Source organism: uncultured Castellaniella sp. (assembly GCF_937988725.1).
Lineage (GTDB): Bacteria > Pseudomonadota > Gammaproteobacteria > Burkholderiales > Burkholderiaceae_B > Castellaniella.
Genome location: NZ_CALKHS010000010.1, coordinates 977968 through 1000807 on the forward strand (window position 1 = coordinate 977968; position 22840 = coordinate 1000807).

Annotated in this window: 11 protein-coding genes; 5 read left to right on the top strand and 6 right to left on the bottom strand. The window is 65.8% G+C overall.

Annotated features, from left to right (window positions below; translation table 11 throughout):
• Positions 1 to 49: 49 nt before the first annotated feature.
• From Q0263_RS15160 to Q0263_RS15180, 5 genes are all read right to left on the bottom strand, one after another.
• Positions 50 to 1366 (bottom strand): extracellular solute-binding protein, encoded by a 1317-nt coding sequence (locus tag Q0263_RS15160; RefSeq protein ID WP_298017902.1) that lies wholly within the window; start codon positions 1364 to 1366, stop codon positions 50 to 52.
• Between the two features lie 3 nt (positions 1367 to 1369).
• Positions 1370 to 2623: a D-amino acid dehydrogenase gene (locus Q0263_RS15165; protein ID WP_298017905.1), complete on the bottom strand. Its 1254-nt coding sequence runs from the start codon at positions 2621 to 2623 to the stop codon at positions 1370 to 1372.
• Complete coding sequence (locus Q0263_RS15170; protein ID WP_298017908.1) at positions 2620 to 3663, bottom strand: CDP-6-deoxy-delta-3,4-glucoseen reductase; 1044 nt, start codon at positions 3661 to 3663, stop codon at positions 2620 to 2622. Before Q0263_RS15170 ends, Q0263_RS15165 begins: the two co-directional genes overlap by 4 nt.
• A gap of 119 nt (positions 3664 to 3782) precedes the next feature.
• Positions 3783 to 6098 (bottom strand): DNA topoisomerase IV subunit A, encoded by a 2316-nt coding sequence (parC, locus tag Q0263_RS15175; protein ID WP_298017910.1) that lies wholly within the window; start codon positions 6096 to 6098, stop codon positions 3783 to 3785.
• 3 nt (positions 6099 to 6101) lie between these two features.
• On the bottom strand, positions 6102 to 8063 hold the full coding sequence (locus tag Q0263_RS15180) for a DNA topoisomerase IV subunit B (RefSeq protein WP_298017913.1): 1962 nt from the start codon (positions 8061 to 8063) through the stop codon (positions 6102 to 6104).
• 154 nt (positions 8064 to 8217) lie between these two features.
• On the opposite strand from Q0263_RS15180, the gene trxA reads away from it, so the two are divergent.
• From trxA to gdhA, 3 genes are all read left to right on the top strand, one after another.
• The gene (trxA, locus tag Q0263_RS15185) at positions 8218 to 8544 is read left to right on the top strand and encodes a thioredoxin TrxA (RefSeq protein WP_298017915.1); all 327 of its coding nucleotides are present in this window, start codon (positions 8218 to 8220) and stop codon (positions 8542 to 8544) included.
• Positions 8545 to 8629: 85 nt separating this feature from the next.
• A complete protein-coding gene (rho, locus tag Q0263_RS15190) occupies positions 8630 to 9886 on the top strand; it encodes a transcription termination factor Rho (protein ID WP_298017917.1) in 1257 nt (418 codons plus the stop codon).
• 13 nt (positions 9887 to 9899) lie between these two features.
• Positions 9900 to 11240 (top strand): NADP-specific glutamate dehydrogenase, encoded by a 1341-nt coding sequence (gene gdhA, locus Q0263_RS15195; RefSeq protein ID WP_298017920.1) that lies wholly within the window; start codon positions 9900 to 9902, stop codon positions 11238 to 11240.
• Positions 11241 to 11338: 98 nt separating this feature from the next.
• Here the strand turns inward: gdhA and Q0263_RS15200 are convergent, their stop codons facing one another.
• Entirely contained in the window at positions 11339 to 14971 is a 3633-nt protein-coding gene (locus Q0263_RS15200; RefSeq protein ID WP_298017923.1) for a YhdP family protein, read from the bottom strand.
• An 80-nt stretch (positions 14972 to 15051) separates the two neighbouring features.
• Between Q0263_RS15200 and glnE the strand changes: the two genes are divergently transcribed.
• Both glnE and Q0263_RS15210 read left to right on the top strand, forming a co-directional pair.
• Entirely contained in the window at positions 15052 to 17808 is a 2757-nt protein-coding gene (gene glnE / locus Q0263_RS15205) for a bifunctional [glutamate--ammonia ligase]-adenylyl-L-tyrosine phosphorylase/[glutamate--ammonia-ligase] adenylyltransferase (RefSeq protein WP_298017927.1), read from the top strand.
• Between the two features lie 571 nt (positions 17809 to 18379).
• Complete coding sequence (locus Q0263_RS15210) at positions 18380 to 22498, top strand: HigA family addiction module antitoxin (RefSeq protein WP_298017929.1); 4119 nt, start codon at positions 18380 to 18382, stop codon at positions 22496 to 22498.
• Positions 22499 to 22840: the final 342 nt, after the last annotated feature.

Consider the following 22840-nt stretch of genomic DNA (forward strand, 5'->3'; position numbering starts at 1 on the left):
GCCGCCAGACTGGGAAGTACGAACGGATAAAAACGTCCCGGCAGCGATCCTAACGCTGGCGCGCCAGCCGGTTGCCTTCCGCCGAGGCCGTGTTCAGGGCCGTCACGGCCGGCTCCTTGCCGTCCAGGGCGGAGTTCAGGATCTGCTGGAAGCGGGTGCGGATCGCCGGGTAGTTGTGGATGCGGAAACCCTGCCCGGTGACGGCGGAACGCCCCGCATACACGGCCACCAGATTGCGCCACTGGCCCAGGTCCTTGTAGTAGCCGGGAGGCGTGGTGTCGAAGGCCGCCTGGGTCAGGGGCAGATAACCGGTCTTCTGGTACCAGTCGGCCGCCTGTTCGGGCTGGGTCATCCAGCCCAGGAAGGCCACCGTGGCGTCGGTCACGGGCTTGGGCGACTTCATGACCCACAGCCCCGCGCCGCTGACGAAGGGGTTGCCGGGAACCTTGGTGACTTCCGGATAGTACGGCAGGCCGGACACGGCGTAGTGCAGCTTGCGCTGGCCGTTGAATTCGCCGATGTGGCCGGAGCTGGACATCATCACCGCGCATTCGCCCTGGGCGAAGCGGCTGACGGAACGCATGCCGGCGTCCGGGCGCACCATGATTTCGGAGCGCACCCAGCTGATCATCAGCGACAGGTGGCGCACGTAGGTGACGTCGAAGGAAAAGCTGGGCAGGCCCTTGGCCTTCAGGCCGTTGTCGGCGCTGGCGTACAGCTGGTTGTTGACCGCCGCCAGGTTTTCCAGGTTGATCGACACCGGCAGATCGGACGTCAGCGGGCACTTGCGCGAGCCCTTGTTGGCCAGGCTGACCAACTGGCCCTGCAGGTCCATCCAGGTGCGCTGCGGCGCGGCCGGCACCAGGCCCGCTTTCTTGAAGGCGTCCTGGTTGTAGTACATGACCGGCACTTCCAGCATCGCCGGGAAGGCCATCAGGCGGCCCTTGGCGTCGTGGACGAAGGCGTTGTCGGAGGACACGAACCAGCGCACGTTCTTCAGCGGGCCGGTCTTTTCCAGGGTGTACAGGGGCTGCACGTAGGAACGCTGGGAAATGTCTTCCAGCGTGTGGCTGTCGCCGATCTGCGCCAGGGCCGGCAGGGACTTGGACTTGGCGGCGGCGTCCAGCGCCTGGTTCAGGGCTTCGGGCGTGTCGAAGGTGCGGACCTTGACCTGCACGTCGGACTGGCTGCGGTTGTAGGCCTTGACCAGCGACTGGAACACGTCGGCGTTATGCCCGTCCAGGCTGATCCACACCGGCACGTCGGTGGCCGCCCAGACGGGCGTCGCCACGACGGCCGCCGCCAGCACGCAGGCAGCACGATACCCCGGACGACGGGCGCCGGAACCAAAGGGGAAATTCATCATGAATCAGTCCAAAAAAGGAAATCGAATGTCGGGCGTGCGCCCTGATACCAGATCGGCCAGAACCCTGCCGGAGCCTGCTCCCATGGTCCAGCCCAGGCTGCCGTGCCCCGTATTCAGATACAGATTGCGGATGCGCGAACGCCCGATCAACGGCACGTTGGAGGGTGTCGTCGGACGCAGGCCGGACCAGAACTGAACATTATCAAAATCGAGGGCGCTTGGGAACAGGGATCGCGCGTGCTGCGCGAGCTGATTGCAACGGCCCGTATCCAGGGCGCGCGAATAGCCGCCGATTTCCGCCGTCCCCGCCACGCGCAGGTGATCGCCCAGTCGCGACGTGACGATCTTGGCCTCCTGGTCGACCAGGCTGACCACGGGCGCGGCGGCCGGGTCGCGCAGGCGGAACGTGGCGGAATAGCCCTTGGCCGGCCAGACGGGGCAGGATATCCCCAGCGGCGCCAGCAGCATCGGACTGAAGCTGCCCAGGGCCACGACGTAGGCGTCGGCATGCAGGGACCGGAAGAAGCCGTCGGGTTCGATCAGTTCGGCCACGGAAATGCGGCCGTCGACCGGTACCAGGCGGCTGACCCGCGTATTGAAGCGGAAGGCGACGCCGGCGTCCCTCGCGCGTTCGGCCAGCGCCCGCGTGAACAGATGGACGTCGCCGGATTCGTCGTCCGCCGTGAAGTCCCCGCCCACGATGGGATCGCGCGCCGCCGCCAGCGCGGGTTCGATGCGCAGGACCTCGGCGGCGTCCACGATCCGGCGGTCCACCCCCAGTTCGCGCATCAGGGCGGCGCTGGCCCGCGCATGCTCGAATTCCCGCGGGTCGCGGTAGAACGCCAGGATGCCGCGTTCCAGGTGATCGTAGTCGATGCCCAGTTCGGCCCGCAGTTCGCGCAGCGTGGCGCGGCTGTACTGGGCCAGGGCCACCATGGCCCGCAGATTGGCGGCGAACCGCGGGGCGCGGCATTCGTACAGATAGCGGGCGCACCACAGCCACTGGCGGGGGTCCAGGCGCAGGCTGACGCGCAGCGGCGCGTCAGCCCGGCCGATCCAGCGCAGGACTTTCTTCAGGGTATGGACGCTGGCCCAGGGTTCCGCATAGCAGACGGAAATCTGCCCGCCGTTGGCGCGGCTGGTTTCCAGGGCCGCCCCCGCGCGGCGGTCGATGACTTCGACTTCATGGCCCGCGCGCGCCAGCCACCAGGCGCTGGACACCCCGATGATGCCCGCGCCGAACACCGCGATCTTCATGCCTGGACCTCGGCCCGGTCCGCCTCGGACGTGAACGCGTCGGCGTAGAACAGTTGGGACGGCAAGCCGCACTGGCGCACGAAATCGTGGCGGGCGGCCTCGACCATGGCCGGAGCGCCGCAGGCATAGACCTGATGGCCGGACAGATCCGGGAAATCGGCCATGACGGCCTGGTGGACCCAGCCGCTGCGGCCGGTCCAGGCGTCTTCGGGCAGCGCATCCGACACCACCGGCACGAAGCGGAATTCCGGCCGCTGATCCTGCCAGGCCCGCGCCAGGTCGGCCTGGTACAGATCGGCGGGCCGCCGGCCGCCCCAGTACAGCACGGCCGGGCGCCGGTCGCCGCGCATCAGCATGCCCTCGATCATGGCCTTGATCGGGGCGAAGCCCGTGCCGCTGGCCAGGAAGAGGATGGGCCGGTCGTCGTCGCGCAGGAAGAACGACCCCAGCGGACCTTCGATGCGCAGGATGTCGCGGACCTTCAAGGGCTCGTCGCCGGCGCCGAAGATCCGGTCGGTGAACAGCCCCCCCGGCATGTGGCGCACATGCAGCTGGACCCGGTGGTCCTGCGCCTGGGCGCAGGCCATGGAGTAGCTGCGCCGCCGGCCGTCCTTGAACAGGAACTCCAGGTACTGGCCGGGCTGGAAGCGGAAGGGTTCGGCCGAAGGCAGCTGCAGGGTCAGTTCGACCACGTCGGCCGCCAGCGAGTTCAAGGCCTGGACGCGCACCGGCATCTTGCGCACGACGATGTCGCCGCTCATGCGGACCTCGTCGGCCTCGATCACCACATCGGAGGAAGGACGCGCCTGGCACAGCAGCGTATAGCCCTGCGCCCGGTCGGCCGGGTCCAGGATCCGGTCCGGGGCGGGTCCGGCGTCGTAGCTGCCCGACACCACCCGCCCGCGGCAGGTGGAGCACGTGCCGTTGCGGCAGCTGTAGGGCAGGATCATGCCGGCCGCCAGGGCGGCATCCAGGATGGTCTGTCCGGGCTCGACCGTGAAATCCCGACCAGCAGGCTGTACCGAGACCTTGAAACTCATGACGGATTCCAGAAACGTGGGCAAACCGTCATTTTAGCCCCGCGCGCGCAGGCCAATGGCGGCTCCGACCCAAGACAGCCCCGTGAAGGGCGCCTCCGGGTCCGCCGCCATCAGGCTCTCTAATTCCCCGCCCCCGGCCACAGGCTGGGCTGCTTGATTTTCACGTCCAGCAGCTTGCCCTTGCGGGCGCGGCGCCCCGTATACGCGGCCAGGTCGTCCAGCGACAGGGTCAGCTCGGTGTCCCGGGCGCGGTAGACGCCGCGCAGCACGACCCCGGCCGGCCCCACGGCGGCCCATTGCGCTAGGCGGTCGTCGTCGTCCAGCCCCATCAGGATGGTGCCGCGTCCGCCGCCCGACAGGGTCTTCAGCTCATCCAGCGCCACGACCAGGAACTTGCCCTTGTGGCTGAACAGGGCCAGGGCCTGATCGTCCGGTTTCAGCAACAGGGGCTTGAGCAGCGCGTCGCCCTTGTCCACCGTGACGAACTGCTTGCCCGCGTGCTGGCGGGTGGACAGGTCGCCGCCCGCCGCCACGAAGCCATAGCCCGAGGCCGTGCCCAGCAGCAGGCGCTGATCGGGCTGCGCCACCCACATGTGGACGATGCGGCTGCCGGGCTCCAGGGTCAGCATGGACGTGACCGGCTGCCCGTCGCCGCGCGCCGACGGCAGGCTGGACACCGCCACGCTGTAGCTGCGCCCGGTGTTGGACAAGGCCGTCAGTTCCTGGGTGCTGCGGCATTCCACGGCGTCGTACAGGCTGTCGCCCGTCTTGAAGCCGAATTGCCCCACGTCGTGTCCATGCCCCTGGCGCGCCCGCAGCCAGCCTTTCTGCGACATGATGACCGTGACGGGCTCGTCGGGCACCTGGGTTTCCAGCACGGCGCGGTCGGCGGCTTCGATCAGGGTGCGGCGATCGTCGCCATACTGCTTGGCGTCCGCTTCGATCTCGCGGATCATCAGGCGCTTGAAAGCGTCGGGATTGTCCAGCAGGTGCTGCAGTTCCTGCTGCTCCTCGCGCTTCTTGGCCAGTTCCTGCTCGATGCGGATGCCTTCCAGGCGGGCCAGCTGCCGCAGCCGCATTTCCAGGATGTCGTCGGCCTGGCGCTCGGACAGCGAGAAGCGCTCCATCAGCGCCGCCCGGGGGTCGTCCGCCTCGCGGATCGTGCGGATGACCTCGTCCACGTTCAGGTAGACGACGCTGCGCCCTTCCAGGATGTGGATGCGATCCAGCACCTTGTCCAGGCGGTGGCGCGTGCGCCGGGTCACCGTCTGCGCGCGGAAGGCCAGCCAGGATTCCAGCACCTGGCGCAGGCTGCGCTGGCCGGGCCGGCCGTCCGTGTCGATGCACACCAGGTTCAGCGGCACATTGCCTTCCAGGCCGGTGCGCACCAGCAGCAGATTGACGAATTCGTCGCGGTCGATGCTGCGGGATTTCGGCTCGAACACCAGGCGCACGGGCGCCTGCTTGCCCGACTCGTCGCGCACGGCGTCCAGCAGCCCCAGCACCAGCGCCTTGGCCTGCTGCTGGTCGGCCGACAGCGATTTCTTGCCCGCGCGCGGCTTGGGATTGGTCAGTTCCTCGATGGTTTCCAGGATCTTCTGGGACGAAGCGCCCGGCGGCAGTTCGGTGACGACCAGCTGCCACTGCCCGCGCGCCAGGTCCTCGAAGTGCCAGCGGGCGCGGGCCTTCAGCGTGCCGCGGCCGCTGGCGTAGATCTGCGCGATGTCCTCCGGGGACGAAATGATCTGCCCGCCGCCCGGAAAATCCGGCCCCGGAATCAGCGCATGCACCTCGGCGTCGGAGAGCGTCGGCTTGCGCAGCAGCGCCACGCAGGCCCGGGCGACCTCGCGCAGGTTGTGGGACGGGATTTCCGTCGCCATGCCCACCGCGATGCCCGAAGCCCCGTTCAGCAGCATGATGGGCAGGCGGGCAGGCAGGCAGACCGGCTCCTGCTGGCTGCCGTCGTAATTGGGGGTGAAATCCACCGTGCCCTCGTCCAGCTCGTCGAGCAGCAGCCGGGAAAACGGCGTCAGCCGGGCTTCGGTGTAGCGCATGGCGGCGGCGTTGTCGCCGTCGCGCGAACCGAAGTTGCCCTGGCCGTCGATCAGCGGGTAGCGCAGCACGAAGTCCTGCGCCATGCGCACCATGGCGTCATAGGCGGCCTGGTCGCCGTGCGGGTGGTACTTGCCCAGCACGTCGCCCACGACGCGGGCGGATTTCACCGGGCGCGACTGCGGCCCCAGGCCCATGGCGTCCATGGCATACAGAATGCGCCGCTGCACGGGCTTCTGCCCGTCCGACACTTCCGGCAGGGCGCGGCCGCGCACCACCGACACGGCGTAGTCCAGATAGGCCTGTTCGGCATAACGCCCCAGCACCAGGCTTTCGTCATCCCCTGCCATCAGCAGATCGGGGGTATTGGCATCCATCGTCATTCCTCAAACGTCCACTTCGGCCAGATTGCCTTTTTCTTCCAGCCAGGTGCGCCGCTGGTTGGACTCGCCGCGCGCCATCAGCATGTCGAACATGCGCTCCGACGCCTTCAGCCCCTCGTCGCCATGGCGCACCTGCGCCAGCCGGCGGGTGTCCGGGTTCAGCGTCGTGTCCCACAGCTGCTCGGCGTTCATCTCGCCCAGGCCCTTGAAGCGGCTGATGCGCCAGGCGCCCTCGCGCAGGCCTTCGCCGCGCAGCTTTTCCTGCACGGCGTCCAGTTCGACCTGATCCAGGCAATAGAGCTTGCGGGCCGGACGCTTGCCCGCCGCCGGCACGTCCACCCGGAACAGCGGCGGCCGGGCGATGTAGACGTGGCCCTCTTCGATCAGGCGCGGGAAATGGCGCAGGAACAGCGTCAGCAGCAGGACCTGGATGTGGGCGCCGTCGACGTCGGCGTCCGACAGGATGCAGATGCGGCCGTAGCGCAGGCCCGACAGGTCCACGTCCTGGCCGGCGGCGTGCGGGTCCACCCCGATGGCCACCGAAATGTCGTGGATTTCATTGTTGGCGAACAGGCGGTCGCGCTCCACTTCCCAGGCGTTCAGGATCTTGCCGCGCAGGGGCAGGATGGCCTGGAATTCCTTGTCGCGCCCCATCTTGGCCGAGCCGCCGGCCGAGTCGCCCTCGACCAGGAAGACTTCCGTGCGACTGGCGTCCGAGGATTCGCAATCGGTCAGCTTGCCGGGCAGCACGGCCACGCCCGAGCCCTTGCGCTTTTCGACCTTGCGGGCGGCGCGGCTGCGGGCCTGGGCCTGGCCGATCGCCAGTTCGGCCAGGCGCTTGCCGTATTCCACATTGGCATGCAGCCACAATTCCAGGGCGTTGCGCAGGAACCCGCCGACCAGCCGCACGGCGTCGCGGCTGTTCAGGCGTTCCTTGATCTGGCCCTGGAACTGCGGATCCAGGACCTTGGCCGAAAGGATGAAGCTGGCGCGCGCGAACACGTCCTCCGGCAGCAGGCGGATGCCCTTGGGCAGCAGATTGTGCAGTTCGGCGAAGGACTTCACCGCATTGAACAGGCCCTCGCGCAGGCCCGATTCGTGCGTGCCGCCCGCCGTGGTGGCGATCAGGTTGACGTAGGATTCGCGCACCACCGCGCCCTCATCGGTCCAGGCCACCACCCACTGGGCGCCCTCGCCCAGGGCGTATTGCTCATCGTCGTCGGCCGCGTATTGCTGGCCGGCGAACAGGGGCACCAGCGCGGGGGTGCCGCCCAGGGCTTCGGTCAGATACCCCTTCAGGCCGTCCTCGTAGTGCCATTCGCGCTGCTGGCCGGTCTTTTCGGTCATCAGGGTGACGCGCGTGCCCGGCAGCAGGACCGCCTTGCTGCGCAGCGCATGTTCCAGGTCGCCCAGCGGGACCTGGGCATGGTCGAAATACCGGGCGTCGGGCCAGGCCCGCACGCGGGTGCCGGAACGGCGCTTGCCCACCGTGCCCACCTGCGTCAGGGGTTCGACGACGTTGCCGTCGGCGAACACGATGCGGTATTCGCCGCCGTCGCGCCAGACCGTGACTTCCAGCCGGGTGGACAGGGCATTGGTGACCGACACCCCCACGCCGTGCAGGCCGCCGGAAAAGGCGTAGGCGCCGCCATCGGCCTTGTTGAACTTGCCGCCCGCATGCAGGCGGGTGAAGACCAGTTCCACCACGGGCGCGTGTTCCTCGGGATGTTCTCCCACGGGAATGCCGCGCCCGTCGTCTTCCACCGACAGGCTGCCGTCGGCGTGCAGCGTGACCGCGATGCGGCGCCCGAATCCGGCCAGGGCCTCGTCGGCCGCGTTGTCGATGACTTCCTGGATGATGTGCAGCGGATTATCGGTGCGCGTGTACATCCCCGGGCGCTGGCGTACCGGTTCCAGCCCTTTCAGGACGCGAATCGAAGACTCGTCGTAGCGTGCTGTGCTCACTGTGGTGTCCGTTATTGGCAATCAAAAAGGCCACCATTTTACGAAGATAATGGTATGCTTAGCGACATCGGGCCCAACGCGCCCCGCTGCGCGACGGCATTTCATCCGGCCCCCTGCCTTCCCTTTCCTAGCATTTGCGCACACTAACCGCACTATGAGCGACTCCATCAAGCACGTAAGCGATGCGTCCTTCCAGGCCGACGTGCTCCAATCCGAATTGCCTGTCCTGGTCGATTACTGGGCCGAATGGTGCGGCCCCTGCAAAATGGTGGCCCCGCTGCTCGACGAAGCCGCCGCCAAATATCAGGGCCGCGTCACCATCGCCAAACTGAACGTGGACGAAAACCCCGACAGCGCCGCCAAATACGGCATTCGCGGCATTCCCACCCTGATGCTGTTCAAGGACGGCAAGATCGCCACCACGAAGGTCGGCGCCCTGTCCCGCGCCCAGCTTCAGGCTTTCCTCGACGAATCTCTCTGATTCCTTTCCGTCATCCACAGTGACGTGCGCAGGGCCCGCCCGGGCCCGCGCATGATCCACCGATTCCTTCTTCTCTCCCTTTCCCATGCACCTGAACGAACTCAAAGCGCTGCACGTGTCGCAGCTGCTGGAAATGGCTGCCGAACTCGACATCGACAACGCCAACCGGCTGCGCAAGCAGGAACTGATGTTTGCCATCATGAAACGGCGCGCCAAGCAGGGCGAACAGATCTTCGGCGACGGGGTCCTGGAAGTCCTGCCCGACGGGTTCGGCTTTCTGCGTTCGCCCGACACGTCCTACCTGGCCAGCACCGACGACATCTACATCTCGCCGTCGCAGATCCGCCGCTTCAACCTGCATACGGGCGATTCGATCGAAGGCGAGGTCCGCGTCCCGAAGGACGGCGAACGCTACTTCGCGCTGGTCAAGGTCGACAAGGTCAACGACGTCGCGCCGGAAGCCATCAAGCACCGGATCATGTTCGAGAACCTGACGCCGCTGCACCCCGACGAGCCGATGGTGCTGGAACGCGACATCAAGAGCAAGGAAAACATCACCGGGCGCATCCTGGACATCTTCGCGCCGATCGGCAAGGGCCAGCGCGCGCTGGTCGTCGCCAGCCCGAAGTCCGGCAAGACCGTGATCATGCAGCACATCGCGCATGCCATCACCACCAACTATCCCGACGCCGTCATGATCGTGCTGCTGGTCGACGAGCGCCCTGAAGAAGTCACGGAAATGCAGCGCACCGTGCGCGGCGAAGTCGTGGCCTCGACCTTCGACGAGCCCGCCACCCGCCACGTGCAGGTCGCCGAGATGGTGATCGAAAAGGCCAAGCGCCTGGTCGAACTGAAAAAGGACGTGGTGATCCTGCTGGACTCCATCACCCGCCTGGCGCGCGCCTACAACACGGTGGTGCCGGCTTCCGGCAAGGTCCTGACCGGCGGCGTGGACGCCAACGCCCTGCAGCGCCCGAAGCGCTTTTTCGGCGCCGCCCGCAACCTGGAAGAAGGCGGCTCGCTCACCATCATCGGCACGGCCCTGATCGAGACCGGCAGCCGCATGGACGAAGTCATTTACGAAGAATTCAAGGGCACCGGGAATTCCGAAGTGCACCTGGAACGGCGATTGGCCGAAAAGCGCATCTATCCGGCCATCAATCTGAACAAATCCGGCACGCGTCGCGAAGAGCTCCTGATCAAGCCCGAACTTTTACAAAAGGTCTGGGTCTTGCGCAAATTCATCCATGACATGGATGAGATCGATGCCATGGAATTCATCCTGGACAAAATCCGGGCCACCAAAAACAACGCCGAATTTTTTGACATGATGAAGAAATAAGCGAGCACCTTACATGAGTCTTCCTTCCGTCGATCAATTTCTATCCCAGCTGCAGGCACGCGACCCTCATCAACCTGAATTCATGCAGGCCGTCAAAGAAGTCATGCACAGCCTGTGGCCCTTCATCCAGCAAAACCCGCGCTACGCCAGCCAGGCGCTGCTCGAACGCATCGTCGAACCCGAGCGCGCCCTGCAGTTCCGGATCTGCTGGATGGACGACACCGGCCGCACCCGCGTCAACCGCGGCTTCCGGATCCAGCACAGCTCAGCCATCGGCCCCTATAAAGGCGGCATGCGCTTCCACCCCTCGGTGAACCTGTCGATCCTGAAATTCCTGGCCTTCGAGCAGACCTTCAAGAACGCCCTGACCACCCTGCCCATGGGCAGCGGCAAAGGCGGTTCCGACTTCGACCCCAAGGGCAAGTCCGACGCCGAAGTCATGCGCTTCTGCCAGGCCCTGATGATCGAACTCTATCGCCACCTGGGTCCGGACACCGACGTGCCCGCCGGCGACATCGGCGTGGGCGCCCGCGAAGTCGGCTTCATGGCCGGCATGATGAAAAAGCTGTCCAACCAGAGCGGCTGCGTCTTCACCGGCAAGAACCCGACCTTCGGCGGCAGCCTGATCCGCCCCGAAGCCACCGGCTACGGCACGGTCTATTTCGCGGAAGAAATGCTCAAGCACGCCGGCCAGTCCCTGGAAGGCTACACGGTCTCGGTCTCGGGCTCGGGCAACGTCGCCCAGTACGCCATCGAGAAATGCATGCAGCTGGGCGCCCGCGTGGTCACGGTCTCCGATTCGCGCGGCTGCATCGTCGACCCGGCCGGCTTCACCCCCGAAAAACTGGCCGCCCTGAGCAAGCTGAAGAACGAGACGCGCGGCTGCATCGAGGAATACGCCAAGGAATTCGGCCTGACCTTCGAAGCCGGCAAGCGGCCCTGGCACGTGCCGGTGGACGTGGCCCTGCCCTGCGCCACCCAGAACGAACTGGAGATCGAAGACGCCCGCACCCTGATCGCCAACGGCGTGCGCTGCGTGGCCGAAGGCGCCAACATGCCTTCCAGCATCGAAGCCATCGAGGCCTTCATCTCGGCCGGCGTCCTGTACGCGCCGGGCAAGGCCAGCAATGCCGGCGGCGTGGCGGTCTCGGGCCTGGAAATGAGCCAGAACGCCCAGCGGCTGCACTGGACGCGCGACGAGGTCGATGCCAAGCTGCATGCCATCATGCGCGACATCCACCAGAACTGCGTGCGCTACGGCAGCCACGACGGCAAGGTCAACTACCTGAACGGCGCCAACATCGCCGGCTTCGTCAAGGTCGCCGACGCCATGCTGGCCCAAGGGGTGTACTGACATGCGCCACCCGCAGATGTTGCCGCATCCGTGAAAAAAGCTCCTTCGGGAGCTTTTTTCATGCGCGGGCCGCGAACGCGCCGCCCCGTCCCGGCATCCTAGCGCCCGGCGCCGGGCCCCGTCTGCGGCGACTCGCGTCCCGCCTGGGCCGCCCCGCTCACGGGAATCTCCTTGACCTTGGGCTCGTCCCAGGTCCCCGTGACCTGATAGCGCACCGTCATGGCCCTGGCCAGCGGCGTCTTCAGCAGCCACTGGGTGACGAAGGCGCCCAGCCCGATCAGGGGATTGACGGCGATGCCGGCCGCCAGGGCGGCGCCGCTGACGTCCAGGTTGGGCACCATGACCGCCTGCAGGTCCAGGGTCTCGTCCAGGATGTTGGTGCTGCCTTCCAGCAGGATCGTGCCCACGGAGCCGATGACCTTGTAGTCGCGGGCCTGCACGACCCCCTGATCCAGGGTCAGGGACCCGCGCAGCTGGTCGAACGGAAAGCCGTCCTTGGGCAGGCCCACCAGGCCCTGTTCCAGGCGGTTGAGGCGCGTGATCGACTGCAGCGACAGGAATTCCAGCAGCTTGGCCGTATGCGAACCGATCTTCAGGAAACGCCCCTTGTCCAGCTGGATCTGCAGGCTGCCCCGCAGATCGGCCTTGTCGTGGCGCCAGGGCAGATTGCGCCAGGTGAAGTCCCCCTTCAGCGTGCCCTGGCCGCCCGACAGCACGCCCGGCCAGCCCGCCCGGGACAGCCAGGCCCCCATATCCTTGGCCGCGACGGTCGCCTTCAGGCTGAGCCCCCGGTCCGGACCGCGCAGGCGCCAGGTGCCGCTGCCCTGCAGCCGAGCATCCTCGTCGCCCATGCGCAGATGGTTCAACTGCCAGACGTGGCGCGTGCTGTCGCGCACGCCTTCCAGCGACAGGGCGCCCATGGACCGGCCATACAGGCGCAGATCATCGGCCTGCAGGATCAGGCCGGGAATTTCCAGATCGTCGTCGAACCGGGCGTCCTCGTCCGGCTCGGCGTCGGGCAACAGGGACTGCGTGTCCCGGGCATCGTCGCCCAGGCTGAGACGGGAGAAACGCCCGGACATCGGGCCCTGCACCCGGCCGTCCAGTTCCCGCCACTTCAAGGTGCCGGTCGTCTGCCGTGAGCGCAGGTTCAGGGACCAGCGCTCGTCGGGGGTGCGCGTCACGCGCAGCACGGCCTGGTCCAGGCGCGTGGCCTGCATCCTCAGCTGGTCCGCCTGCACGCTGAGCAGGGACAGGTCCGGCCACAAGGGCCGCCGGGCCGCCGACCGGGACTCGGTCTCATGGCCGCGCCGGGGGATGGAAAATTCATCCACGATCCGGTTCCAGCGATCCAGGTCGAGCAGGGGGTAGCGCAGCGCCAGCCGCAGGCCGGGCCCCCCGTCGTCCGCCGCCTGGCCCAGCCCGACCAGCGCCTGTTCGAAATACGGGCCCTGGCGCGCGCGCCGCACATGCCGCAATTTCACCGTGACCAGATCGCCCAGGCGCGCGTCCAGCACGTCGGCCTGCGCATCCGCGTCCGTCCAGCGCACATTCAGGGTTCTCGGTTGTTCGGCCGGCTTGGCCAGCGGCGCCGGAAAGTCCAGGGCCAGGCCGCGCGTATCCGAATTCAGGGTGAACTCATAGGCGTGGCCCTGGCGCGCCAGCCGCGCCTGGTAATTCAAGGCGCCCGACAGGCGGTCCATGCCCGGGACGCCGACGAAGGCCGCCAGCGCCTTGGCCGTCAGGCGGCCCTGGAAGGACAGGCCGGCCGCCTGCTTGCCGCCCAGCGCGCCCTGCACCTGCACCGCGCCCCCCAGCACCTGGGCGGACAGCGGCTGGGCCAGCCGCACGCCCTGTTCGCTGAAGAACAGGCTGCCGTCCATGGCCTCGAAGGCCGGCGCCTGCGGCAGGAAGCGCAGCCGGCCTTGCTGCAGGTCGATGCGGCCCTGCACCTGGCTGTCCTCGGCATTCAGGAGCGGAATGGTCAGGGACAGCGGCACCCGCCAATCCCCGCCCGCCGTCGCCTCGTCGAAGACCCCGTCCAGCAGATGGGCCAGGGGCGACTGGCGGATCAAGGCCATATAGGCGTCGCCATCGGCCGCGCTGTGGCCCGACACCTGCAAGGTGGCGTCATGTTCCAGATCGGGGATCCTGGCCCGCAAGCCGTTCAGGCGGATCACCTGCCCCTGGACCGGCTCCATGCGGGCCGCCGACGCCGTCAGGCGCAGATCCATGCGATGCAGATCGGCCGTCCCGTCCAGGTCCTGCAGCAGGGGCCAGGACTGCGCCTTGGACGCATCCGGCACGAATTCGATCCGGGCATCCCGGAAATCCCCCCGCACCTGGAAGTCGCCCGCCTGCGGCTGAACGCCGAAGGGAAATTCGGCCAGATCCCCGCGCAGGAGCCAATGGCCATTGAAGAGCGTGCCCGCCTGCAGGCCCTTGGCCAGCCATTCCCGGGCATCGGCATTGACTTCACGGGGCAGGTAGCGATGGATGGCGTCCAGGCGGGCGCGGGAGATCGTGCCCTGGAAATCGGCATTCCCCGCCGGGCCGCCGCCATCCCAGCGGCCTTCACCCTGCAGGTCGATGTCGGCATTGCGCCAGTCCAGCCGCTGCAGCTGCACCGACCATTGCGCCGCATGCGCCACGCGGCCGCGCGCCGCCACCGTGCCGAACGCCAGCGGCGCGTCGAACCATTGAGGCTGAGCCAGACGGACGTCCCGGGTGCGCAGATCGAATGCCAGGCCTTGCGGGGCGGCGTCGCCCTGAGCCAGGGCCTGCCATTGATCCACTCCGCCCTGCATCCAGAGTTCGGCCCGCGGCACCTGCACGCTGTCGGAGGCCGAGGCCGTCCACAGAACGGACTGCAGTCCCAGCAAGGCGGTCAGTTCCGGGACCCGCGGCCCCGGCCGGGCCCAGAACTGCGCATCCAGCCGCCCCTGTTCCAGAGCGGCCGGCAGCTCGATCCAGGGCCGCCAATCCTGGGCCCCGGCCCCATCAAGCTGCAGCCAGCCCCGCCAGTCCAGCATCTTCTGCCGTCCCTCCAGCGGCTGGACGTTCGCCACCAGGCGGCCATCCAGGCGGGCATCGCCCGCCATCGGCGCCCGCGCCGACAAGGACAGCCCCCACTCGTCGATCCCCTGGCGGCGCAAGACCGCCTGGACGTCGCGCAGGATCAGTTCGGGAGCCCCACGCCGCTGGTCATGCCAGCGCAGCGTGGCATCCTGGAAGGCGATCAGAGGCTGGTTCAGCACCCATTGCAGCCAGGCGGGCATCGAGACCGAATCCGCCTGCCGATCCAGCGTCACCGTCTGGCCCAGCAGGCTGAACTGCCCGTCGGGCAGGCGGGTCAGGCCCAGATCCATGCCCCGCACCCGCAGGCGCAACACCCCCTGGCGGCCCGGCAGCAATGCCGCCCAGTTCAGGCCGGCCCGGACGCTGGGCGCCGTCAGCAGCGCGCGCCCCTGCGCATCGATCACCCGCACCTGGCGGAGATCGAACTGCGGGTTCCAGCCCCGCCAGGACACCTGGATGGCACCCAGCGACACCTGCGCCCCGAGCGTCTGCGACAACTGGGCGGCAATCTGCGGCCGCCAATCGTCCAGGCGGGGCAGGATCAGGTAGCGCCCCGCCAGCAGCGCGATCCCCAGCCCGAAGTACAGGCAGAGCAACACCGCGAGAACGCGCCGTGACCAGACAGAGGAAAGCTTCAATATGAATTGGCGCATGCCGGGTTTTGCAGTATGTTAAAGCCCCCTGCCAGCCCGGCTGCACCGGGCCCAGTTTCACCGAACCGCCGATGGATCCGATGTCCCGAACCATTATATTAGAGCCCGCCCTGCAATGGTCCGGCGCCCTGCGGCGCCACCTGATGGCCCGCCCCGACGACCGCGCCCGGCTGCTGGCCGACGGCGCCGAACCGGTCGGCCGCAAGACGATCCAGGCCTGGTACGCCCAGGCGCTGGGCGGCGACCCGGATCAGGCCCCCGACCGGCCCGCGCTGCAACGGGCCTTGCGGCGCCTGCGCCAGCGCGTCTTTCTCACCCTGATGGCGCGCGACATCGCGGGGCTGGCGCCGCTGCACGAAGTCGTAGCCGCCATGTCCGCCCTGGCCGACCTGGCCATCGGCCAGGCCTACGCCTGCGCCATGCGCGCGCTGACGGACATCCACGGCACGCCGCGCCACCCCGACACCGGCGCCCCCCAGGACATGCTGATCCTGGGCATGGGCAAGCTGGGGGGCAAGGAACTGAACGTCTCGTCCGACATCGACCTGATCATGCTGTACGACGAGGAAGGCGAGACCGACGGCCGACGGCGCATCAGCCACCACGAGTTCTACGGCAAGGTCTGCCGCCTGATGATGCCGATCCTGTCGGAACTGGATGCCGACGGCTACGTCTTTCGCACCGACCTGCGGCTGCGTCCCGACGGCGACAGCGGGCCGCTGGCCTGGAGCCTGGCCGCCCTGGAAAACTATCTGGTCGCCCAGGGGCGCGAATGGGAACGCTACGCCTGGCTGAAGGCCCGCCTGATCCCCTGCCCGCTGTTCGACGAAGCAAGCTTCACGGCCCAGGCTCAGACGCTGGAATCCCTGCGCCGGCCCTTCGTCTATCGCAAGTATTTCGATTTCGACGCGCTCGCGGCGCTGCGCGGCCTGCGCGAGCGCATCCGCATGGACTGGCAGCGCCGCGCCAACGCGCGGCACGGCGTCGACACCCGGCACAACATCAAGCTGGGCGAAGGCGGCATCCGGGAAATCGAGTTCGTGATCCAGCTGAACCAGCTGATCCGGGGGGGACGCCAGCCGTCGCTGCAACAGCGCAATCTGCTGGCCGCCCTGCACAAGCAGCACCGCGCGGGGATCCTGGACGACACGCAGGCGCGCGGCCTGGAAACCGCCTACCAGTACCTGCGCCGCGTCGAGCACCTGCTGCAGTACCGGGAAGACGAACAGACCCACCTGCTGCCCCACGATCCGGGCGGGCTGGCCGCGCTGGCCCAAGCCATGGGTCACTCCGACGCCGCCGATTTCCAGGCGACGCTGGAACGGCACCGGGCCTACGTATCGCAATGCTTTCACGACGCCTTCCGCATCGCGGGCATGGGCTGCGACACGACGGCCGAAGACGCGCCGCCCGAACCCGACACGGCCCCGGCGGCCGTCTCCGACGAACAGGCCCGGGACATGCAGGCCCGCATCGACGCCCTGATGGACAGCCACCGGATCCAGAGCCTGCCGCGCACCAGCCAGCAACGCCTGCAGACCCTGCTGCCCAGCCTGATGCAGGCCGCCACGCGGACGGACGACCCGCCCGCCACCCTGCTGCGCCTGCTGAATCTGGTCGAACACATCGCCCAGCGCAGCGCCTATCTGGCGCTGCTGGCCGAATATCCGGAAACCCTGGCCCGCGTGGCCCGCATCATCAGCGCCAGCCCCTGGGCATCGCAGTACCTGAGCCGCTATCCCCTGCTGCTCGACAGCCTGATCGAATGGCGCAGCCTGATGCAGGCCCCCGATTTCCCGGCGATCGCCGAACAATTGCGCAGCGACCTGGACGCCTGCGTCCTGCCGGACGGCCAGCCCGACATCGAACAGCAGATGAATCTGATGCGCGACGCGCAGCACCAGATCACCTTCCAGCTGCTGGCCCAGGACCTGGAAAACGTCATCAGCGTCGAGAGCCTGGCTGACCACCTGTCGGCCCTGGCCGACCTGATGCTGGCCGAGGCCATCCACCGGGTCTGGCCCCAGGTGCTGCCGCGCGAACGCCGCGCGGACCCGGGCGTCCCGCGCTTCGCCATCATTGCCTACGGCAAGCTGGGCGGCAAGGAAATCGGCTACGCCTCCGACCTGGACCTGGTCTTCCTGTACGACGACCCGGACCAGGACGCGGGCGAGCGCTATGCCAAGCTGGGGCGCCGCGTGGCGTCCTGGCTGTCCACGCTGACCTCGTCGGGCCGCCTGTACGAGATCGACCTGCGCCTGCGCCCCGACGGCGACGCCGGCCTGCTGGCGCTGCCCATCGACGCCTTCGAGCACTATCAGCTGAACCAGGCCTGGCCCTGGGAACACCAGGCGCTGACGCGCGCCCGCTTCGTCGCGGGGGACGCGGCCATCGGCGCCCGCTTCGAGGACATCCGCCAGCGCATCCTGCTGCTGCCCCGCGACCCCGACGTGCTGCGCGGCGACGTGCTGTCGATGCGCGAAAAAATTTCCCAGGGACACCCGAACCGCAGCGGGGATTTCGATCTGAAGCACGACCGGGGCGGGATGGTGGACATCGAGTTCATCACGCAGTTCCTGGTGCTCAGCCAATCGGGGGCGCATCCGGAGCTGCTGGGGAACCTGGGGAACATCGCCTTGCTGGGGCTGGCTGCGCAAGCGGGGCTGATTCCGGGACTGCTGGCGGCGGAAGTGGCCGATGCGTACCGGGTGTTCCGGCGGAGGCAGCACGCGCTACGGCTGCAGGGGGCGGAGAAGGCTCGGGTGCCGGCTACAGAGTTGGTGCGGGAAAGGGATGCGGTGCGGCAGTTGTGGGGGCTGGTGCTGGAGGCGTCGTAAGGGCGGCTGGGTAGTTGCACCTCATCGGTGCAGCCAGGTGCTGGGGCGCGCCGGTCGCGATTTGGCGGCTTCGCCGGATGTGGACGAGTAAGCTCCAACAGCGCGCCCCAGCACCTGGCTGCACCGATTGACGAGGGTTGGGACGGACTGGTGCGGGGATTGAAGTCCACGTCCAGCTAAGCATGAAGGCGGATGCTTGTCTAAGCATACCTTGCGGTGCGGGCAGGCGCTGTTTTAATCGAATGACTACTTTCGGCCAACTGCCGGCGCTCGGTTTCCCGCTTGAGCAGACATCCAGAAGACCGGTCCACCGCGAAACCTGCCGCACGGGCTATGAATTCTCGCGGCCTAAGCGGACACTCGCAAGCTCCGGCGGCAGGCCAGGCCGCCCTCCCGATTAGCGCAACCATTGATGGTTCATACTTGCTAACTGACTATTCAGCCAAGTTGTTCGCCCGATGCTGGTCGACACTAACGCGAAATGCGATGAAATACTGTATTGTGTAGCGCTACACAATACAGTATAATCACTGCCATTGATCCACAGTCAACAGATAGCGATTGGAAGCATATGGATACCAGCGAAGTCCGTCATCCTGGCGAACGCATCAAGGCAGAGGTTTTCCCGGCGAAGATGTCCGTGACTAAAGCCGCCGAGCTTATTGGCGTCGGACGTCCGGCACTTTCCAACCTGCTTAACGGGAAAGCGTCCCTCACTGCCGATATGGCGACTCGCATCGAGAAGGCATTCGGATTCCCCAGGAAAGATCTGCTCGAAATGCAGGCTCAGTACGACGCCTTCAAGGCTAAACAGAAGAGTGTCCCGACGAACGCGAAAGCGTATGTCCCCCCGTTCCTGGCAATTAAAGCCAACGACATAGAAAGTTGGGCTTCGCACAACATCGTCGCTCGCAGCAGGTTCGCGGTATTCCTGAGGACCTTGGTCCATTCGACAGGGAGCGGACTCACGGAAGTCGACTTCCCGGGTAACGACGACTCCCAGCGTGCCGGCTGGGACGGTCGAATTGTGGCGACCGAGGGAACTGCTTGGGTGCCGGCTGGCCACTCGGGTTGGGAGTTTGGCACCAACGAGGATCCTAAGACGAAGGCGGACAAAGATTACAAGAAAAGCGTAGCTGCAACTGATGCAAATGACAGGGCATCGATGGAATTCGTTTTCGTCACTCCTCGCAGATGGGCTGGCAAAAACGCTTGGGTTACTGAAAAGAAGAAAGAAGGTTCCTGGAAAGACGTCCGGGCCTATGACTCCAGCGACCTTGAGCAGTGGGTGGAGCAGTCTCTGCCCGGCCAAGCATGGTTTGCCAACGAGACAGGATCCCCGACGCAGAGCGTCCGCTCGCTCGACAAGTGCTGGACAGACTGGGCGAACGTGGCGACTCCACCGCTGCCCGGCTCGCTGTTCAGTTCGGCCATCGAGGACGCGAAGCGCAAGCTCGCTTCCCGCCTCGCGAAGGGGCCCAAAGGTCCAATCGTGGTCGCAGCGGACTCCACCGACGAAGCGCTGGCCTTTGTTGCCCAGTGCTTTGGCTCCGAAGGAAGTGCCGAGCTGGAACCTTATCGGTACCAGATCCTGGTTTTCGATAAAGCTGGTGTCCTACCGAAACTTGCAGGCGGGACGAGGCCGTTCATTCCAGTAGTGCACTCGCGCGAAGTCGAACTTGAACTCGCGCCGTACGCTGAACAATTGCACTCCATCGTGGTGTATCCAAGGAACTCCGTTAACGCAGAGCCGGATATCGTTTTAGAACCCGTCAGTTTCGAAACATTCGATTCCGCGCTTAAAGGCATCGGCAAGAACCGGGACGAGATCAAGAGCCTAGCAAACGAGTCGGGACGCTCACTGACCGTCCTGCGCCGCCGGCTCGCGACCGTCGAGGCCGTACGAATGCCACTTTGGGCGACACAGCAACACGCCCCGGAGAACCTAATCGCCTTCATGCTGGTAGGCGCGTGGCACGCGCTCAACGAAACCGACATGGCAGGACTGTCCCTGCTGGCAGGCGACCGCGCGTACGAAGCACTGGAAAAGGACTTCCAACGCCTGATCCAACTGAATGACTCACCGCTCTGGTCCATCGGGACATATCGCGGGGTCGTCTCGAAGATCGACCTACTCTACGCCATTGCTCGCTACGTGACCTGCGATGACCTGAAGCGGTATTTCGACGTCGCTCGGATGGTGCTGGGTGAGGATGATCCCTCTCTTGATCTCGCCGAAGACCAGCGATGGGCCGCGTCCATTCACGGCAAGACTCGGGAATTTTCTCCAGCGTTCCGTCAGGGCATTTCGGAAACGCTCGTACTCCTAGCCGTTCACGGCGTGGGCCTTTTCAAGGCACGCTTGGGGATAGATACGGAGGTCGAGGCGGCCCTGGTAGTGCGCGACCTACTTAGCGATCCCCTCACCACGCGCACCCTCGAAGCCAACGACCGCGACCTGCCCCTCTACGCTGAAGCGGCGCCGACCGAATTTCTCTCGATCATCGAGCGCGACCTGAAGACGAGCAGTCCCGCAGTTTTCGGCCTCCTTCGTCCCGCTGGGTCCGGCATATTCGGCAGTCCCAGCCGCACTGGACTGCTCTGGGCGTTGGAAGGGCTCGCATGGAATCCGGAGACGCTTCCTCGTACGGTGATGATTCTCGCACGTCTCGCGCAGGTAGAGATCAACGACAACTGGGTCAACAAACCGGCGCATTCGCTGGCAGCGATATTCCGATCGTGGATGCCCCAGACCGCAGCCAATAATGACGAGCGTCTGGCGCTGGTAAAAGTCCTGTTCAGCAGGTTCCCGGATGTCGCCTGGACGCTTTGCGTCGCGCAATTCGGCAATCACCATCAAGTCGGGGACTACAGCCACAAGCCGACTTGGCGCCCGGACGGATACGGCCACGGTGAGCCGTTTCCGACGTGGGGGCCGATATTAGAGTTCGCAGGCAAAATGATAGAGCTAGCCTTATCGCAGCCACGCTACTCGGTGTCGATGCTGTCTGACCTAATTGACCGCCTCCACGACCTGGCGGATGCTGATCAGGATCGCGTATGGGCGCTGGTCGAGGCATGGGCGAAGACCGCAAGCGACAGCGACAAGATTGCGTTACGCGAGAAGATTCGAGTCTCGACGTTGTCCCGTCGCGCAACTCTGCGCGCGAGGAAAAGCGGCAAGCAATCCCGTGTAGCGGCTGCTGCAAAGCACATCCATGCCGCGCTTGAACCGAGCAATCTCCTCGACAAGCACGCGTGGCTTTTCAAGGGCACTTGGATCGAAGAGTCTGCCGACGAGCTCGAAGACCTAGAGAAAATTAACTATGAAGAGCGCGAGGCGCGGATCCGGAAGCAGCGGGCCGATGCGCTGAAAGAAATCCACGGGCAGTATGGCGTCGCCGGCTTGCTCGATACGGCAACCCGTAGCGGAGCATCGGGAATCATCGGCGCCCTTGTGGCCGAGCGAGTGCTGGACGACGAAGAGCTGCTCGCCCTCCTGACCCAAGCCTTCCAGAAAAGGAGCGAGAGCGAGTCTGCGGCCCGAGCATCGGAATGGCTGATCCAAGGCGCTTTAGGCGTGATGCCCAACGACCAAAAGCGCGAAGCATTCTTAAGCTCTGCCATTACAGCGATTGGTCCCGACAACGCGGCCCGCTTCCTGGCGCTCGCGCCCTTCGGCGAAGGCACTTGGTCGCTGGTCTCCTCATATGGAGAGGAGGTTGAGACGCGGTACTGGAAGGAGGTCGTTCCCGGCTGGATGGGGGACTCCCCTGTGGAGATCGCCAAGGCGGTCGACATGCTCATGAAGGCCAGGCGACCACGCGCAGCGTTTGCACTCGCGAAGTATCACCCCGAAAAGCTACCGGTCCGCACGCTCTTCCAACTTCTCACGGTCATGGCACAGGACGGCGACGACAAGGCGGGCGAATACCTGCTTGAACACTACCACGTCGAAAGGGCCTTCGAATGCATCAACAAGACTTCCGAACTGTCACTCGAACAGAAGGCCAGCCTTGAATTCGCGTATCTAGAAGTGCTTGACCGCGGATGGGACCAGCGTGCCAAGTCCGCAATTCCGAACCTCGAGCGCTACATCGAGGACCACCCTGAAGTACTGGTCCAAGCCATCGTATGGACGTACGAACGCAGTGACCGAGCGGAGGACCCTCCTGAATTCAGAGTTGAAGCAGAAAAAGCCAGATCAATGGCTGAACGAGGCTACAAGCTCATACAAGCAATGAAAAGAATCCCTGGAAGCGACGAACAAGGGACCATTGATGCTGAGCGCCTGGCAAAGTGGACCGAAACCGTGCGCAAGTCCTGCGCGGAGCTGTCGCGCATCGAAATCGCTGATGTCGTAATTGGAGAACTGCTTGCCTCGGCGCAGATCGGCAAGGACGGCGCCTGGCCTTGTGAGGCGGTGAGAACCGTGATGGAAGATCTTCAGTCCGAGGATATGATGCGCGGAGCACATACCGGCGTGTACAACTCACGAGGGGTTCATACTCGAGGTCCCGGCGGGGATCAGGAACGCCAACTGGCCGACAAATACAGAAAGTGGGCCCAGCAGCTCCGGATGTCATCGCCGTACGTGGCTTCCGAACTGCTTATGAAGCTGACAGATACCTACGAGCGGGAAGCTGCTCGGGAGGATACTGAAGCGAGAATCAACCAGAGATTACGCTAGCTGACTGCAGGGTGCGGGTTGAGCGCCACGAAGAAGGGATCGCCTAACCGAAACCCGCAAGAGTTCATGATCAAAACCAGTACGATGCACTCGCTGAGATCAAGGCAGACCTGCACGGTAGCTCAACGCGACCGTAATCCACACCCTTCCATTACACGGGTTAGAGCGACAGCTGCGGAGAGGCCCTGTCCACGACCTTTGTGCTCGGACGGCTGCTCCACTTAAACACCTGCCAACGGAGCACGAGAGACTGATCCGGCGGCTTTGGGTCGTTAGCCGCCACTCACAACTACCCGCTTTAGATTCTGAATAATCACCCATCTTTCTCCCAAGAGAACACCC